The sequence below is a fragment of the Pseudomonas sp. 7P_10.2_Bac1 genome (assembly GCF_025465935.1).
GTDB lineage: Bacteria > Pseudomonadota > Gammaproteobacteria > Pseudomonadales > Pseudomonadaceae > Aquipseudomonas.
Genome location: NZ_JANLNV010000041.1, coordinates 48,088 through 64,374, shown reverse-complemented (window position 1 = coordinate 64,374; position 16,287 = coordinate 48,088). Strand labels below are relative to the sequence as shown.

Annotated in this window: 19 protein-coding genes; 12 read left to right on the top strand and 7 right to left on the bottom strand. The window is 59.6% G+C overall.

Going from position 1 to position 16,287, the window contains the following annotated elements:
- The first annotated feature begins 112 nt into the window (after window positions 1-112).
- The 11 genes from urtA to NTD86_RS08015 all read left to right on the top strand — a co-directional run bounded on the left by urtA (window position 113) and on the right by NTD86_RS08015 (window position 10,043).
- Window positions 113-1,294 carry an urea ABC transporter substrate-binding protein gene (gene urtA / locus NTD86_RS08065; protein ID WP_262201662.1) on the top strand — a complete coding sequence of 394 codons (1,182 nt, stop codon included), beginning with the start codon at window positions 113-115 and terminating at the stop codon, window positions 1,292-1,294.
- Window positions 1,295-1,383: 89 nt separating this feature from the next.
- Window positions 1,384-2,286 (top strand): urea ABC transporter permease subunit UrtB, encoded by a 903-nt coding sequence (gene urtB / locus NTD86_RS08060; RefSeq protein WP_262201661.1) that lies wholly within the window; start codon window positions 1,384-1,386, stop codon window positions 2,284-2,286.
- A gap of 1 nt (window position 2,287) precedes the next feature.
- On the top strand, window positions 2,288-3,430 hold the full coding sequence (urtC, locus tag NTD86_RS08055) for an urea ABC transporter permease subunit UrtC (RefSeq protein ID WP_262201660.1): 1,143 nt from the start codon (window positions 2,288-2,290) through the stop codon (window positions 3,428-3,430).
- The gene (gene urtD, locus NTD86_RS08050) at window positions 3,427-4,164 is read left to right on the top strand and encodes an urea ABC transporter ATP-binding protein UrtD (RefSeq protein WP_262201659.1); all 738 of its coding nucleotides are present in this window, start codon (window positions 3,427-3,429) and stop codon (window positions 4,162-4,164) included. The genes urtC and urtD overlap by 4 nt, the downstream gene beginning before the upstream one ends.
- A gap of 2 nt (window positions 4,165-4,166) precedes the next feature.
- The gene (urtE, locus tag NTD86_RS08045; RefSeq protein ID WP_262201658.1) at window positions 4,167-4,856 is read left to right on the top strand and encodes an urea ABC transporter ATP-binding subunit UrtE; all 690 of its coding nucleotides are present in this window, start codon (window positions 4,167-4,169) and stop codon (window positions 4,854-4,856) included.
- Between the two features lie 21 nt (window positions 4,857-4,877).
- Window positions 4,878-5,318, top strand: a complete 441-nt coding sequence (gene ureE / locus NTD86_RS08040; protein ID WP_262201657.1) for an urease accessory protein UreE — start codon at window positions 4,878-4,880, stop codon at window positions 5,316-5,318.
- The gene (locus tag NTD86_RS08035) at window positions 5,315-6,040 is read left to right on the top strand and encodes an urease accessory protein UreF (RefSeq protein ID WP_262201656.1); all 726 of its coding nucleotides are present in this window, start codon (window positions 5,315-5,317) and stop codon (window positions 6,038-6,040) included. The genes ureE and NTD86_RS08035 overlap by 4 nt, the downstream gene beginning before the upstream one ends.
- Window positions 6,041-6,082: 42 nt before the next feature.
- Window positions 6,083-6,778, top strand: a complete 696-nt coding sequence (locus tag NTD86_RS08030) for an urease subunit beta (RefSeq protein ID WP_262201655.1) — start codon at window positions 6,083-6,085, stop codon at window positions 6,776-6,778.
- Between the two features lie 3 nt (window positions 6,779-6,781).
- Entirely contained in the window at window positions 6,782-8,494 is a 1,713-nt protein-coding gene (gene ureC / locus NTD86_RS08025; RefSeq protein ID WP_262201654.1) for an urease subunit alpha, read from the top strand.
- 26 nt (window positions 8,495-8,520) lie between these two features.
- Window positions 8,521-9,180, top strand: a complete 660-nt coding sequence (gene ureG, locus NTD86_RS08020) for an urease accessory protein UreG (RefSeq protein ID WP_262201653.1) — start codon at window positions 8,521-8,523, stop codon at window positions 9,178-9,180.
- Window positions 9,177-10,043, top strand: a complete 867-nt coding sequence (locus tag NTD86_RS08015) for an urease accessory protein UreD (protein WP_410016963.1) — start codon at window positions 9,177-9,179, stop codon at window positions 10,041-10,043. The genes ureG and NTD86_RS08015 overlap by 4 nt, the downstream gene beginning before the upstream one ends.
- 97 nt (window positions 10,044-10,140) lie before the next feature.
- Here NTD86_RS08015 and NTD86_RS08010 read toward each other — a convergent pair whose 3' ends face one another.
- The 3 genes from NTD86_RS08010 to NTD86_RS08000 all read right to left on the bottom strand — a co-directional run bounded on the left by NTD86_RS08010 (window position 10,141) and on the right by NTD86_RS08000 (window position 12,402).
- Complete coding sequence (locus NTD86_RS08010) at window positions 10,141-11,382, bottom strand: NADH:flavin oxidoreductase/NADH oxidase family protein (protein WP_262201652.1); 1,242 nt, start codon at window positions 11,380-11,382, stop codon at window positions 10,141-10,143.
- Between the two features lie 69 nt (window positions 11,383-11,451).
- Window positions 11,452-11,895, bottom strand: coding sequence for a MerR family transcriptional regulator (locus tag NTD86_RS08005; RefSeq protein ID WP_262201651.1), 444 nt, complete (start codon window positions 11,893-11,895; stop codon window positions 11,452-11,454).
- 57 nt (window positions 11,896-11,952) lie between these two features.
- Complete coding sequence (locus NTD86_RS08000; protein ID WP_262201650.1) at window positions 11,953-12,402, bottom strand: winged helix-turn-helix transcriptional regulator; 450 nt, start codon at window positions 12,400-12,402, stop codon at window positions 11,953-11,955.
- A 122-nt stretch (window positions 12,403-12,524) separates the two neighbouring features.
- Here NTD86_RS08000 and NTD86_RS07995 point away from each other — a divergent pair, with 122 nt between their 5' ends.
- Window positions 12,525-13,751 carry an MFS transporter gene (locus NTD86_RS07995; protein ID WP_262201649.1) on the top strand — a complete coding sequence of 409 codons (1,227 nt, stop codon included), beginning with the start codon at window positions 12,525-12,527 and terminating at the stop codon, window positions 13,749-13,751.
- Here NTD86_RS07995 and NTD86_RS07990 read toward each other — a convergent pair.
- The 4 genes from NTD86_RS07990 to NTD86_RS07975 form a co-directional block, all read right to left on the bottom strand.
- Complete coding sequence (locus NTD86_RS07990; protein ID WP_262201648.1) at window positions 13,739-14,281, bottom strand: dihydrofolate reductase family protein; 543 nt, start codon at window positions 14,279-14,281, stop codon at window positions 13,739-13,741. The genes NTD86_RS07995 and NTD86_RS07990 overlap by 13 nt on opposite strands.
- A 67-nt stretch (window positions 14,282-14,348) precedes the next feature.
- Window positions 14,349-14,765: a RidA family protein gene (locus NTD86_RS07985; protein ID WP_262201647.1), complete on the bottom strand. Its 417-nt coding sequence runs from the start codon at window positions 14,763-14,765 to the stop codon at window positions 14,349-14,351.
- Between the two features lie 107 nt (window positions 14,766-14,872).
- Complete coding sequence (locus tag NTD86_RS07980) at window positions 14,873-15,607, bottom strand: SDR family oxidoreductase (protein ID WP_262201646.1); 735 nt, start codon at window positions 15,605-15,607, stop codon at window positions 14,873-14,875.
- Between the two features lie 204 nt (window positions 15,608-15,811).
- Window positions 15,812-16,252 carry a GNAT family N-acetyltransferase gene (locus NTD86_RS07975; protein ID WP_262201645.1) on the bottom strand — a complete coding sequence of 147 codons (441 nt, stop codon included), beginning with the start codon at window positions 16,250-16,252 and terminating at the stop codon, window positions 15,812-15,814.
- Window positions 16,253-16,287: the final 35 nt, after the last annotated feature.

The following is a 16,287-nucleotide window of genomic DNA, read 5'->3' as shown; positions in this document are numbered from 1 at the left end:
CGTACGACTGGATCGGACACCGTCGTCCCGCCAGATTCGGCACAAAAAGCCTGACCTCCCGGTTAATCATTTAACTGGGACGTCGGGCTTTTTTTATTCCTGGGGAGAAAAAATGAACAACGACAAGCGCCGTGTGATCAAGCATGCCCTGTTAATAGGGGCCTTCAGCCTGCTGCCGCTCTGCCTGGCCAGCCAGGTGCAAGCGGCAGAAACCGTCAAAGTGGGGATCATCCACTCACTCACCGGTACCATGGCCATGAGCGAGGCCTCGGTGGCGGACGCGGAAAAGCTCGCCATTGAAGAGATCAACGCCAGTGGCGGTGTGCTGGGCAAGACCATCGAACCGATCGTCGAAGACGGCGCCAGCGATTGGCCGATCTTCGCTGAAAAAGCGCGCAAGCTCCTGGAAAAGGACCATGTGGTGGCTACGTTCGGCGCCCACACCTCAGCCTCGCGCAAAGCCGTGCTGCCAGTGTTCGAACGTAACAAGGGCTTGCTGTACTACCCGACGTTCTACGAAGGGCTGGAGAAGTCCCCGGCCATCATTTACACCGGCGCCGAAGCCTCGCAGCAGACGCTGGCCGCGGTCAGCTGGCTGATGGCCAACAAAGGCAAGAGCGTATATCTGGTGGGCTCGGACTACATCTGGCCGCGCACCACCAACAAGCTGGCCCGCGCGTCGGTGACCAAGCATGGCGGCTCGATCGTGGGTGAGGACTACCTGCCGCTGGGTAACATCGAGTTCTCCTCGGTGATCAACAAGATCAAGGCCGCCAAGCCCGATATCGTCCTGTCGACCGTCGTCGGCGGCTCCAACGTGGCGTTCTACAAACAGCTCAAGGCCGCAGGCATCGACAGCAACAACCAGACGTTGATGGCCCTGGCTGTGACTGAGGAAGAAGTCACCGGCATCGGCGCCGAAAACCTCACCGGTTTTCTGACCTGCATGAGCTACTTCCAGAGCCTGAAAAATCCGGTCAACGAAAAATTTGTCGCGGCATTCAAGGCTCGTTATGGCGAAAAACGTGTGGTGGGCGATCCGATGGCGTCGGCCTACACCGCGGTGTACCTGTGGAAGAAAGCCGTGGAGAAAGCCAACAGCTTCGACGTCCCGGCCGTGATCGCTGCCTCTTCGGAGCTGACCCTGGATGCGCCTGAAGGCGAGGTCAAAGTCCACAAGGATAACCACCACCTGTGGAAGCGTGCGCGCATCGGCACCATCAACGCCCAGGGCCAGGTCGATGTGGTCTACGAGTCCGAGCCGATCGAGCCCAACCCATTCCCGAAGCTGTAAAGCAGACCCGGCGCGACTCACCTCGCGCCAGCGGTCACCCAGGGTTCCTGAAACGGGTCCGCCCATGAGCAGCGACAGGTAGTAACGTAATGACTCTCGATATTTTGATAATGCAGGTGTTCAGCGGATTCTCGCTGTTCTCAGTACTGGTGCTGATGGCGCTGGGACTGACCATCGTCTTCGGCCTGATGGGCGTGATCAACATGGCCCACGGTGAGCTGATGGCGATGGGGTCGTACATGACCTATGTCACATCGCTGGTGTTTCAGCGCTATTTACCCGAGTACATGGGCTGGTACTTCATCTTCGGTATCGGTGTCGCCTTCGTGGTGACCTTTGCCTTCGGTTTTCTGCTCGAACGTTGCTTCATCCGCTTCATGTACAACCGCCCGCTGGATACCTTGCTCGCCACCTGGGGCCTGTCGCTGGTGCTGCAGCAAGTGTTTCGCCAGGTGTTCGGCCCCAAGGAAGTCAGCGTGCCGACCGTAGAGTGGCTGCAAGGCGCCTGGACTATCAGTGAGGGACTGGAGTTGCCCCTCAACCGGATTTTCATCATAGGCCTGACATTCGTCATTGCCGGTGCCGTGTTTTTGTTCCTGTACCGCAGCCGTTGGGGGCTGCGCATCCGCGCCGTCACCCAGAACCGCGCCATGGCCGGCGCCGCTGGAATCAACACCGCTCGCGTCGACGCGGTCACATTCGCACTGGGTTGTGGTCTCGCAGGGATTGCCGGCAGCTCCTTCACCATGCTCGCTTCAACAGGCCCCGTAAGCGGCCAGCAATACCTGGTGGATACGTTCATCGTGGTCGTGTTCGGCGGCGTCGAAAGCCTGCTCGGGACTTTTCTTTCCGCCTTTGCCATCGGCCAGACGCAGATCTCGCTGGAGTATCTGACCACCGGCTCCATGGCCAAGGCGATCACCCTGATGGTGGTGATTGTGTTGCTGTTCTTCCGCCCCAACGGCTTGTTTGCCGCGAAAGTGAGACGCTGAAATGAATGACGTGACTGAAAAGCCGGCTACCCAGCCAGAGGCGCCCTCCGGTGGCTCGCGCCGGCTCATTGCGAGCTGGTTGCCACTGATGGAACGACACGGCCTGATCTGGTTGTCGATCCTGTTGCTGGTCATTTTGCCCCTGAGCCTGGGGGATTTTCGCCTGGGGCTGACAGGCAAATACCTGAGCCTGGCGTTCTGCGCATTAGGCATGGTGCTGATCTGGGGCTACGGCGGAATTCTCAGCCTGGGCCAGGGCATCTTCTTTGGCCTGGGCAGTTATATGATGGCCATGTACCTGAAGCTGGAAGCGACCGCCACCGATGAAGCGGCCAGCGCCCTGGCTGAGTTCTATGGTTCGGCCCTGCCCGATTTCATGATCTGGAACAGTGTCGATGCCTTGCCCTGGTGGTGGAAACCATTCGAATCGGCGACCTTCACTATCGCCGCGATCCTGATCCTTCCGACCCTGCTGGCGTTCGCGTTCAGCTACGCGTACTTCAAAAAACGCGTGGGCGGTGTGTACTTCTCGATCATCACCCTGTCCCTGGCGGCGATCATGTCGATCATGATCATCGGCCAGCAAGGCTACACCGGCGGCGTCAATGGCCTGACTGACTTCAAGACCGCCTTCGGCCTGAGCCTGCAAACCCCGCAAACACCCTGGATCCTGTACCTCATCACCACCCTGCTGTTGCTCGGCTGCGTGGCGCTGTGTGGGTTCATTCTGCGCAGCCGACTGGGCAAAGTGGTGGTGGCCATTCGTGACCGGGAAGACCGGGTGCGCTTTTCCGGCTACAACACGGCCCTGTTCAAGGCATTCATCTTTGCCGTCGCAGCACTGATTTCGGCTCTGGGCGGAGTGATGTTCACACTCCAGGTCGGCCTCGCCTCCCCTTCGCTGGTGGGCATCATTCCGTCCACCGAAATCGTCATCTATGCAGCCTTGGGCGGGCGTCTGTCATTGGTGGGCGCGGTTTACGGCACGCTGCTGATCGGCGTGGCCAAGACTTACCTGTCGGAAAACTTCGTCAACTTCTGGCAGTACTTCATCGGTTTTCTGTTCATGGGCGTGGTGCTGTTCCTGCCGTCCGGTCTGGCGGGGCTGCTGCAACGCCTAAGCAACAAGGAGGTGCAGTCATGAGCGCGATGCTATTGAGTATCGAAGACCTGACCGTGTCATTCGATGGCTTCAAAGCCGTGGACGGCCTCAACTTCTACGTTGAGGAAAATCAGGTGCACGTGGTGATCGGCCCTAACGGCGCCGGCAAGACCACGCTGCTGGACATGATCTGTGGCAAGACTCGCCCCAGTGCCGGGAGCATCCGGTTCAAGGATCTGCAACTGGCCAACATGATCGAGTACCAGATCACGCGCGCCGGTGTCGGTCGCAAATTCCAGAACCCCTCGGTGTACGAAGACCTCACTGTGCGCGAGAACCTGGACATCTCCTCACCGGACAAGCGCGGCATCTTCAACTGCCTGTTCGCCCGCAAGGACAAGGCCTTGCAGGCTGAAATCGAACGCACCGCCGAGATGATCTTTCTGCACGACCAGTTGGGTCGCAAGGCCGGGCTGTTGTCCCACGGTCAGAAGCAATGGCTGGAAATCGGCATGCTGCTGATGCAACGCCCCGAACTGCTGTTGCTGGACGAGCCGGTGGCAGGCATGAGCGCGGGCGAGCGAGAAAAAACCGCAGGCTTGCTCAAACAGATCGCCAAGGGTCGCGCCATGGTCATCATTGAACACGACATGGAGTTCGTGAAATCGGTGGCTGACAAAGTCACCGTTCTGCATCAGGGCAAGACCCTGGCCTACGGCTCGATGGATCAGGTGCAAAACGATCCTCGCGTCATCGACGTCTATCTGGGGCACTGAGCATGCTGACCGTCAATAACCTCAACGTGTATTACGGCGATAGCCACGTGCTGCGCAGTCTGAACCTGAATCTGGCGCCCGCCGAATCCCTGGCGATCATGGGACGCAATGGCATGGGCAAGACCACCCTGCTCAAGAGTCTGGTGGGCATGCTCCCCGCACGCAGTGGCAGCATCAAACTTGCGGGCGAGGAACTGACCGGACGCAAGAGTTACGACCGGGTCGCGGCAGGCGTCGGGTTTGTGCCTCAGGGCCGGATGATCTTTCCCTACCTGAGCGTCGAAGAGAACATTATGACCGGTATGCAGGGCGCACCGGCCGCGCCGATTCCCGACTACATCTACGAGTATTTCCCGGTGCTGTTCGATATGCGCCGTCGCAAAGGCGGCAATCTGTCCGGTGGCCAGCAGCAACAGCTGGCCATCGCCCGCGCGCTGGTTTCCAACCCCAAGGTGCTGATCCTCGACGAACCCACCGAAGGTATCCAGCCGTCGATCATCAAGGACATCGCCCGAGCCCTGAACCTGCTGAAAAAAGAGCGAGGGTTTTCCTTGATCGTCTCCGAGCAGGTGCTGTCGTTCGCCATGGCAGTGGCCGACCGTTACCTGATCATCGAGAAAGGCGAATTCGTCCACAGCGAAGTCCGTGAAACCGTGGACTGCGAGCGCATCCTGCGCTACCTGACCATCTGATTCGACACGGGAGAACCCACCATGTTGATACTCGATCGCATCCTTGGCCAGGTCAGCGACCCGGCTCTGGCCGAGCGGCTGCACGACCTGGACCACAACGGTCAGGTCGAAACCCTGATCCTTTCGGCCAGCGACATCCAGCGTCATCGCCTGCGCCTGGCCAGTGACCGTGGCACCGACTGCGCCATTCGGCTTGAGCGCCACCAACAGCTGCGCAATGGCTCGGTGCTGATGCTCGACCATGAGCGCGCCATCGTCGTGCAGATGCAGGACCAGCAGTACCTGACGCTGCGCCCTCGCGATGCGGGCGCGGCGCTGGAACTGGGGTATTTCGCAGGCAACATGCACTGGAAAGTGCGTTTCGCCGATGACCAGCTACAGATTCCGCTGCATGGCCCGGAAGCTGACTACCTGGAGCGCCTCGCACCGATGTTGGCCGACGGCCGGGTGTCGCGTTCATGAACTCGCTGCACAGCAGCCTGTTGGCATTGCAACAGGCCGACAGCTTTTTCCCGGGGGGCGCGGTGGCCTGGTCATGGGGGCTGGAGACGCTGGTAGCCGATGGTCGTCTGAGCACAGAAATCTCGGCCCCTCGTCGCCAACGGGGCGTGCATCGGGATCGCAGTGCTCAGGTGAGTGGATTCGTCGAGGGCCAACTGCGCCACCGTTGGGCCAGTTTCGACCGGGCCTTCCTGTCCGCAGCCTGGTACGCGGCCACCGATACTCAGGGGCTATGTGCACTGGATGCACAGGTCGAGGCCTTGACCCTGGCCGAAGAACTACGCCTGGGCTCACGCCGTGTGGGTCAGTCACTGCTGGGTGTGCATGTGGCCTTGGCCACCCCGGGCGCCGAGGGCTACCAGCGGTGTGTGCTGGCGGGCAATGCACCGGGGCATCTGGCCGTGGTGCAAGGGTTGCTCTGGCAACGACTGGGCATGGACCACGACCACTGCCAACTGGCCGCCGCTCATGGACTGTGCACGGGGCTGGTCAGTGCCGCCGTACGCCTGGGCGTCATGGGCCATCTGGATGCACAGAGGGTGCTGACCACTATCCAGCCGCTGTTGATGGACATCCTCACTCGCCCCATACCCGAGCTTGAAGACGCCTGCGGTTTTACCCCCATGGCAGAGATTGCCGTGATGCGTCACGAAACCCAGGCACTCCGACTTTTTGCCAATTGAAGCGATAGGCTCTGTGCCTGCCGTCAACACAGGAGCTTGAACATGCTGCTGACCCCAACAGAACTCGAACGGCTGACGCTATATACCGCCGCTGAGCTATCGCGCAAACACCGCGCCAAGGGCCTGCGCCTGAATTTTCCGGAAGCCAGCGCCCTGATCGCCGACGAAATTCTCGAAGGCGCGCGCGAAGGTCGTAGCGTCGCCGAGCTGATTGGCTTGGGCTCGACCATCCTGACCACCGACGACGTAATGCCCGGTGTCGCCGACCTGCTGCCGGTGCTGCAGGTGGAAGGCACGTTTCCTGACGGCACCAAGCTGGTCACCGTGCATCAGCCGATCCGCCCCGGCCGACTGGCACTCAAGATCATGCCGACGCCAGGGGAGATCATCTCGCCAGAGGGCGACATTCAGCTCAGCTGCGGCCGGCCCACAGTCACACTGCGCGCGATCAACACCGGTGACCGCCCGGTGCAGATCGGCAGCCACTATCACTTTTTCGAGGTCAACAAGGCGCTGGATTTCCCCAGGGAACTCGCCTTCGGCATGCATCTGGATATCCCGGCCGGAACTGCCGTGCGATTCGAGCCCGGTGAGTTGCGCGAGGTGCAACTGGTGCAGTTTGGCGGCAGTGGCGACATCCACGGCTTCAGCGGCCTGACCAACGGCAACCTGCACGATCCCGCCTGCAAGGCCGCAGCACTGGACCGCGCTCGTGCTCAACACTTCAAGGGGGTCTGAAGCATGGCAACAATGACCCGCAAAGAATACGCCGCGATGTACGGCCCCACCGTTGGCGACGCCGTACGCTTGGGCGACACCTCGCTGCTGGCCGAGGTCGAGTTTGATTACTCGGTGCCGGGCGACGAATGCCTGCACGGCGGCGGCAAGACACTGCGCGATGGCATGGGCCTGATGCCGGGTCACGACAGCGACGACGGAGCGCTGGACATGCTGATCTGCAATGCGTTGATCATCGACCCTGTGATCGGCATCGTCAAAGGTGATATCGGCATCATGGACGGCAAGATCGTCGCCATCGGCAAAGCCGGCAATCCACAGGTCATGGACGGTGTGCACCCGCAATTGATCTGCGGCGTGGCGACCACTGTGCGCGACGCCGAAGGCCTGATCGTCACCCCCGGAGGCATCGATGTGCATGTGCATTTCGACTCTGCGCAGCTGTGCGAGCACGCCCTGGCGGCAGGGCTGACGACTCTGATCGGCGGTTCGCTGGGCCCGATCACGGTAGGCATCGACTGCGGCGGTGAATGGAACGTGGGCAAGATGCTACAAGCCTCCGAAGCCTGGCCGGTCAATTTCGGTTTTCTGGGGCGTGGCAACTCCAGCAAACCCGAATCGTTGCTCGGGCAACTGCGCGGTGGCTGCCTGGGCTTGAAGATTCACGAAGACTGGGGCGCGATGCCGGCAGTGATCGACACCTGCCTGAAGGTCGCCGACGAATACGATTTCCAGGTGCAACTGCACACCGACACCCTCAATGAATCGGGATTTCTGGAAGACACCCTGGCAGCCATCGGCGATCGCACCATTCACATGTATCACACCGAGGGTGCGGGCGGCGGGCATGCGCCAGACATCATCAGTGTGGCCGGCAAGCCCAACTGCATCCCCTCCTCCACCAACCCGACCAACCCCTACACCGTGAACACGTTCGATGAGCACCTGGACATGATCATGGTCTGTCATCACCTCAATCCCGACGTGCCGGAAGACGTCGCCTTCGCCGAATCACGGGTGCGCCCGCCAACCATCGCCGCCGAGGACATCCTGCATGACACCGGCGCGATCTCGATCCTGGGTTCGGACAGCCAGGGCATGGGCCGAATCAATGAAGTGATCTGCCGCACCTGGCAACTGGCCTCGAAGATGAAGGACCAGCGCGGCCGCCTGCCAGAGGAAAACACTGCGCTGGGCGACAACGAACGGATCAAACGCTACATCGCCAAATACACCATCAACGCAGCACGGGTGTTCGGCATAGACCGCTACATTGGCTCGCTGGAGCCGGGCAAAATCGCCGATCTGGTGCTCTGGCGTCCGGCGTTCTTCGGGATCAAGCCGGAACTGGTGGTCAAGGGTGGTTTCATCGTTAACGCCGTGATGGGGGATTCGGCGGCATCGCTCTATACCTGCGAGCCATTGATGATGCGCCCTCAGTGGGGCGCGTTCGGCGAGGCCAAACAGGCGCTGTCGGTGAATTTCGTCAATCGTCTGGCCGTAGAGAGCGACACAGCCGCGAAACTGGGCCTCAAAAAAGCCCTGCTACCGGCCATCGGCACCCGCACCTTGCGCAAATCCGACATGTTGCACAACGACGCCTGCCCAGAAATCAGGGTCGATCCGCAGACTTTTGACGTATATGCCGATGGCCAGCGCCTGACCTGCGAGCCGGTCAGCGAAGTCCCGTTGGCCCAGCGCTACATGCTGCGCTGAACCCTATTGGTACAAGGAGCCCGATGATGAATAACCGTGTCAATGCACTGCCGGTCGCCGAGCCGGTCCCACATCCCGGTGCTGCAAGAGTGGGGATCGGTGGGCCGGTCGGCTCGGGCAAGACCCGTCTGCTGGAACAGCTGATCCCGCGCTTTATCGCGCGAGGCACGGAGCTTGCGGTGATCACCAACGACCTGGTGACCCGCGAGGATGCCGAGCGAGTCAGGCGCAGCGGCCTGATCGACCCGCAGCGGGTGCGCGCGGTGGAGACCGGCGCCTGCCCGCACACAGCGATCCGCGAAGACCCGACGCTGAACCTGCAGATGGCGGACGAGCTTGAAGCGCGCTTCCCCGGCCTGGACCTGATTCTGATCGAATCCGGCGGTGATAACCTGGCGTCGACCTTTTCCCTGGACTTGGTGGATTACTGGATCTTCGTGATCGACGTTGCAGGGGGCGATGACATTCCGAGAAAACGAGGGCCAGGAGTACTCAGTTGCGACCTGCTGGTCGTCAACAAATACGATCTGGCCCCCTATGTCGGGGTCGATCTGGTACGCATGCGTCGTGAATCCGCCGAGGCACGCAGCGCGAAGCCGGTACTGTTCACCAACTGCGCCACGGGCGAAGGCGTCGATGCGGTGGTCGATGCCATTAGCCGCGCTGTGCTGTTCGATAGCCCTTGAACGCACCTCAGACGTTGTTTCGTCCCTTGACCGAATCCGTCGATCCACAGGCGCGGATTACGTTCAGCCAAACCCCCAATGGTGGCAGCTACATTTCTAAACAGCAGGTTGGCTACCCGTTTCATCTGGGCCGTACCCTCAAACTGCCCGATGATCCACCTGGCATGGCAGCGGTGTACCTGCAATCGTGTTCGGGGGGCATCTTCGCGGGGGAGCACCTGCACGTGCAGGTACAGGCTGAACCCGGTAGCCAGGCACACATCAGCACCGGCGCCGCCACCGTCGTACACAGCATGCTCGAACAGCCAGCGCAGCAGGTGGTCAGCCTTGAAGCCAAGAGCGGCGCCTTGCTCGAATACCTGCCGATGACGACAATCCTGTTTCCCCACGCCAACCTGCACAGCCGGGTCGACGTGACCCTGCACCCCGCGGCCAGGGTGATGCTTTGTGACGCGTTCTGCCTGCACGCACCTGAAGGCAACCCAGGGATTTTCGACGCCTATCGAGCCGACCTGCACGTGCACACCCCAGACGGCCGGGTGTTGGCAGGCGATCGCCTGGCGCTGACCGGGCACGACATGCGCCGCCGATTACCTGGGGTCAGCGAAGGGATGCAGGCGCTGGGGACCTTCATGCTGATAGGTCATGACCTGCCGATCGACACGCTCAAGACGCGCCTGCGCGATACCTTGAGCAACCTGCCCGACAGTTACGTGGGCGTCAGCGCGCTGCCCAACGATTGCGGGGTCAGCGTGCGCTTCTTGACCCTCGATGCAGTGGCATTGCGCACGGGGCTGCACCTCGCCTGGGCCTGCGCCAGGGAACAACTGTTCGGCGTCGCACCAAGGCCGCGACGCAAATGATCGCATCCAGGCTCTTGATCACACGGGCAGTTCGGACATAGCCTCGTGCACCGCTTTCGCTCCTCGTCAGCGACTACACGAGCGTGTAGCCAATCGGCTATGACCGGCTGAACGCTTTACTACCCACCCACCGCCGATATTGGCGCGTGCGCCAGACCATCCCCATCTGTTGCACGATCAGTGCGCGCAGCGGCGAGACAGTAAGATCGGGCTTTTTATGCTGGCTCAGTTTGCGCAGTTGATACTTGACCCGCGCCATGGCGGCCAAGGCGGCGATGGCTTTGTTTTTCCAGGAGATCGGGGGCAATTGTGGAGCGCTGTCTTTGCCTTGCTGCCAGTCTCGCGGCAGATTGGGATCGAGGGCCAAGGCCGTGCCAACGCCCACCATGTCTACTCCACTCTGGATCACCGCTTCGGCAATGGGAAGCCGCCGCCCCCCCCCCGTGACCATCACCGGCATGTGGGCGACGGTCTGGATGTCTCGAGCAAAGTCCACAAAGTAAGCCTCGCGGGCCAATGTGCTGCCATCGCGCGCTTGACCCTGCATCGCCGGGGCTTCATAGCTGCCACCTGACAATTCCACCAGGTCCACATTTAGGTCGTTAAGCCACTCAACCACTCTTTTGGCGTCAGTGGCGCTAAAGCCTCCGCGCTGGAAGTCGGCGGAGTTGAGTTTGACCGCTACCGCAAAATCCTTGGAGACCACCGCCCTCACCGACTTGACGATTTCTATCAGCAGTCGCGCGCGGTTCTCCAGGGAGCCGCCCCACTCGTCCGTTCTCTGGTTGCTGAGCGGTGACAGAAACTGACTGAGCAAGTAGCCGTGCGCCGCATGGATTTGCACGCCGTTGAAGCCTGCTTGCTCGGCTAACTGTGCAGTACGTGCGAACCGCTGGATCACGTCTTGAATCACGCTCTGCGTCATCGCCCGGGGTACGGCGAAATGCTTGGACAGGTTGCCCAGGTTCAGCGCGACGGCAGACGGTGCCCAGGTGGTTTGTCCGAGATTGGCCTGCATCTGACGGCCTGGATGATTGATCTGCACCCAAAACTGCGCACCGCCCGAGCGACCTGTCTGCGCCCAGCGTTTAAACCTGTCCAGTTGCCGGTCATCTTGCAAAACCACACCGCCTGGCCCGGTCATGGCCCGGCCGTCGACCATAACGTTGCCCGAGATGATCAGGCCGGCACCGCCGTCAGCCCACGCTTGGTAAAGGCGCATCAGTGCTTGGGAAGGTGCATGCTCGGCGTCTGCCATGTTCTCTTCCATGGCCGCCTTGGCGATGCGGTTGTTGAGGGTCGAGCCGTTGGGAAGTTGCAGGGTGGCGAACACATTCATGGGGCAGTCCTCAGTTGAATGTTGACCACCTTAAGGTTGAAGTGAACTTTAAGGTCAATAGCTTTTTGATCAACCGTCTTGCAGCAGTGACGCTGTCTGGCCTCCCTTGGCCTCTTCACGCAGCCGCTGCAACAGCAGTTGGGTATTGTCCGCACACGCCATGCCTTGCGGTTTGCTTTCGACGCTCTCGATGACCATAAGCAGTTGCGCTTTGTTCTGGGCCAGACGCTGTTGCAGGGCTTCTATCTCCGCAACCTTGCGCTTGAGCCCGGCAAGCAACTCGTCATGGCGACTGTCGTTTGCCTTCATCGGCAGCAATTGACGGATTTCCTCCAAAGAAAACCCCGCCGCCTGGGCGCCGGTGATGATCTCAAGTACCCACTGAGTTTCGGGAGCATAGTCGCGATAACCATTGGCTTTACGCACGACCGATGAGATCAGACCGCTCGCTTCATAAAAGCGAATGCGTGAAGGCGCCAGACCACTGATTTTCGCCAGTTCACCAATTCTCATTGTTCACCTCGCCTTGACTGAATAGCCCGCACCCACTTTAACCAGGGAGTAAAAAGCCTAGTCCGGTAACTTATTGACTCGGGTTTGATCCGGGGCAATCACCCGCCCATCCGCAGCGATCGGCTGCATCAAGGCCAGCGGTTGCTGCGTGGCGGTGTCGACGAGGAGCGAATGCGCTTCGTCTGGCCCGAACAAATGCTGTTCGCCCCATTGGCGCAGGGCAACCACCAAGGTAAACAAGCGCTGGCCTTTAGCCGTCAGCCCGTACTCCTGATACGAGGTGCCATCAGAGGCCGGTCGTACTTCAAGAATTCCCGCTTCAACCAGGGCTTTCAAGCGATGGGTCAAGACACTGCGAGCCACGCCCAGGCCACTTTGAAAATCGCCAAAACGGCGCACGCCATCAAAGGCGTCACGCACGATCAGCAACGACCAGCGATCTCCAATCAGGTCCACAGTCCTTGCCACTGGGCACGCTGATGCTGAATTACTGTGTGTTTTGGCCATGCAAGCTCCACTGTTTGGGACGGACTTATGAGCGAATCCGCAAAAGTAGTTTCATTTTAAGACTATCAAGCCTAGAATCAAACAAGTCTTTTTTTGAGACTGGATTATCAGAAGGTTTAATCATGTCCCTAGATCAATGCCAACCCCTGGATACCCTGCCCTCTCGTGCTCCAACCCACTCGATGCCACGCGGGCTGGTCGGGCTGTTTGCCTGCGCCAGCGGATTAAGTGTGGCTAATGTGTATTACGCCCAACCGCTTCTGGATCAAGTAGCTGCCGACTTTGCCATTAGCCAGGCCGCCGTGGGCGGTGTGATCACCGCGACTCAAATAGGCAGCGTACTCGCGCTGTTGCTGATTGTGCCATTGGGTGACCAGATGGACCGTCGGTCTTTGATGTTGAAGCAAATCGTCACCTTGATCGGCGCACTGTTTTGCGTCGGTATCACCCACTCCTCGGCTGTGATGTTAGTCAGCATGTTAGGCATTGGCCTGCTGGGTACGGCCATGACACAAGGGCTGATTGCCTATGCCGCAACCGCCTGCTCGGCACAGGAGCGCGGTCGTGTGGTGGGGACGGTTCAAGGCGGGGTTGTGATTGGCCTGTTACTGTCGCGGCTGGCAGCCGGATTGATTGCCGACATTGCCGGATGGCGCTGGGTGTACCTGGGCGCCGCGCTGGTGATGCTGCTGCTGGCATTTACCCTTTGGAAATCCCTGGTGCCGCAGCGTCCATCAGCAGCACCAATGCCCTACCCGAAACTGGTGTTTTCGATGTTTACGCTGTTGAAAAATGACCGGGTTTTGCAGGTACGCGGCATGCTGGCACTGTTCATTTTTGCCGTGCTGAGTATTTTCTGGAGCGCGCTGGTGTTTCTGCTGACGAATCCGCCCTACAACTTTTCACATACCACCCTGGGCAGCTTCGGCCTGGTCGGCGTGGTAGGTGCGTTGGCAGCGGCTCGTGCCGGGGTGCTGGCTGATAGAGGCCTTGGGCAATGGACAACCGGCCTGTCGCTAGGGCTGTTGCTACTGGCATGGGTGCTGTTGGCGCTCACTCCCTATTCCATCGCATGGCTGGTCTTGGGTGTGGTGATTCTGGACCTGGGCGCACAGGCCATTCATGTGACCAATCAAAGCATGATCTTCAGCGCCAGCACTGGCTCACACAGCCGCATCGTGGGCTGCTACATGCTGTTCTATGCCGTGGGCAGCGGGCTGGGCGCACTCGCCTCGACCACCCTTTACACACTGTATGGATGGACGGGCGTGTGCGTGCTCGGTGGCAGCGTCAGCCTGGCAGCCCTGGCATTTTGGGGAGTGACGTTAAAAGGTGATCAGCGCACTTGATAGCGCGTCTGGACGAAGCCGTTATCCGACACTGACGATTCGATCAGGCGCAGACTCTGCTCTGTCCCCAACTGGCTAAACAAGGGGATGCCCTTGCCCAGCAACACCGGAATACGAGTAATGACCAGTTCGTTGATCAGGCCAGCGGCGAGAAAAGCCTGAACGATCTGGCCACCGTCGATGTACAGATGCTTCATGCCGCGGGCCGCCAGTTGCGCCACGATATCGGCTGGCTCGCCCGCCATTACCTCGACCTTGCCGTGCAAAGATTCAGGCAATATCACGCCCTGACGGGAAAGCACCACCACGGGTTTGTTTGCATAAGGCCACTCAGGGAAGGACAGCACTTTGTCCAGAGTCTTTCGCCCCATGACCAAGGCATCGACGCTGGCCATAAAGTCGTCATAACTGAGGCCGTTCAACGCGGGGCATTCGTATTCTGGCAAGTGAAGCCACTCAATATCGCCATCCGGGCGGGCAATAAAACCGTCAACACTGGCGGCGATAAACACCGAGCATTTGATATCCATGGCTACAGCTCCTTTTTTTGGGGAGCTGTATATAGCATGCGTGGCGTGAATAGGTGCGGATTAATCCTTAAGCCTGTTCACTTGCCCGGGCTGATCGCTGCACGGCGATGCACTTGATCTCCACGAGCAAGCCGGGCCTGGCGAGTTCACTGACACCGATGCACGTCCAGGCACAGGTGTTGCGGGGGAAAAGCCGGTCCTTGACCGTTCTGAACAGCGGCATATGGCGGCTCATGTCGATGTGATACGTGGTCATTTCAACCACATCCTCAAAGTCACAGCCACCGGCTGCGAGCACGATGCGCAGGTTCTCCCAGGCGGCCAGGAATTGCTGCTCAGGGTCTTCGATCACCGTCAGGTCCGGTGTGCGCCCCACCTGGCCTGCGCAGTACAGCGTGGTACCCACTTTTACTGCAGGCGCATACCCGGCACGCTCAGCCAGTAATTTCATGGCATCTGGAACGATGAGTTGACGATCAGTCATAAGGATGTTTCCCAAGCTAAAGTCGGACGGGCAATCTACGCGCAGTGCGCAAGTGTCGTCCAGCCTGGGCAAAGGTGCTCATGCGCAGATGAGCACCGTGCAGCGAATCAAGGCTCCTGGCGGGTCGGAGCGATGACGATTTCACGAATGCACACGCCTTGTGGTTGTGCATAGGCGTAGCTGATGGCTCGGGCGACATCTTCCGGAGACAGCACCACCCCGCCCATGCCTTGTTTCCACTCCTGGTAGCCGTCCTTAATGCTTTCGTCGGTGGTGTGGCCCAGCAGTTCGGTTTCTACCGCACCTGGGGCGATGGTCACAACGCGCACATTGCTTGGCGAGAGCTCTTCACGAAGGTTTTCAGAAAGCCCGTGCACCGCGAATTTAGTGCCGACATACACCGCATGGTTCGGGAAGGTCTTGTGCCCGGCCACCGAGCCAATGTTGATGATGGTGCCGTGCTTGCGCTCAACCATGCCACTGGCCACTGCCAGCACGCCATTGAGCAAGCCGCGGACGTTAACGTCGAGCATCGTGTCCCATTGCGACGGGTTTTGTTCGCTCATGCTGCCCAGCAACATCACGCCCGCGTTGTTGACGATGGCATCCACCGGACCAAATTTTTCCTCGGCTTGTTTAACGGCATTGACCACGGCTTCACGGTCAGTCACGTCCACAGACAAGACCAGGGTATTAGGCAATTGCAGTGCCTGCATGGGTTCCAGGCGACGGGCGAGCAACAGCAATGGATGGCCTTCGCTCGACAGCAAGCGCGCAGTGGCCAGGCCGATCCCGGAGCTGGCACCCGTAATAACGATCAGAGGTTTGGAAGTAGTTGTCATAGAGGTGCAGCCCCTTGGGTATCAGAAAGACCAATCACGATGAGCGATTCAAGGCCGCCATTTTAGGGCGGCAATGTCACAAAAAAAAGTTCGCAGTGCTCTGGGACGGGCTTAAATCAACGACATCTTGAACCACTTGGCAAATTGAGAAGAACGCCGAGTGGGCGCATCAACGGGACGTAGCCTTGCAAAGCTTGTCATCTGCTACTGGGGCAGGCTCTTTTCAAAGCGAATATCACCCTCGGGCAAAAGCGCTACAGGTTGCCAGCCGAGCGCTCGATAAAACCCGTTGGCGCGACTGGCCTCAGCTGTTTCCAACCATATCGTCTGATGCTGTTCAAACAGAAATGCCTCTGCCTTGGCCATCAAACAACGGCCCAATCCGAGCCCCTCGTATTGCGGCAGTACGAAAGCGGCAAACACGCATCCTTCTTCCATATCGGCCATGGAAAACCCCGCGCGAACACCCTCCACCTCCGCGATCCAGATGCAAGGCGCCTGCTCAATGGCCTCACGTATCGCGTCTGGCGTCACACCGATCTCTGCCAGTTGCTCCACAGACAAATGGTTTTCCCGCACACGGGTCCGAATATCAAAAATAGCGTCGATATCATTCAGGTTGGCAGTTCTTAATGAGATGTCCATAACGCTGGCTCAAGTCCTTTTCCAGACGGTTCAAG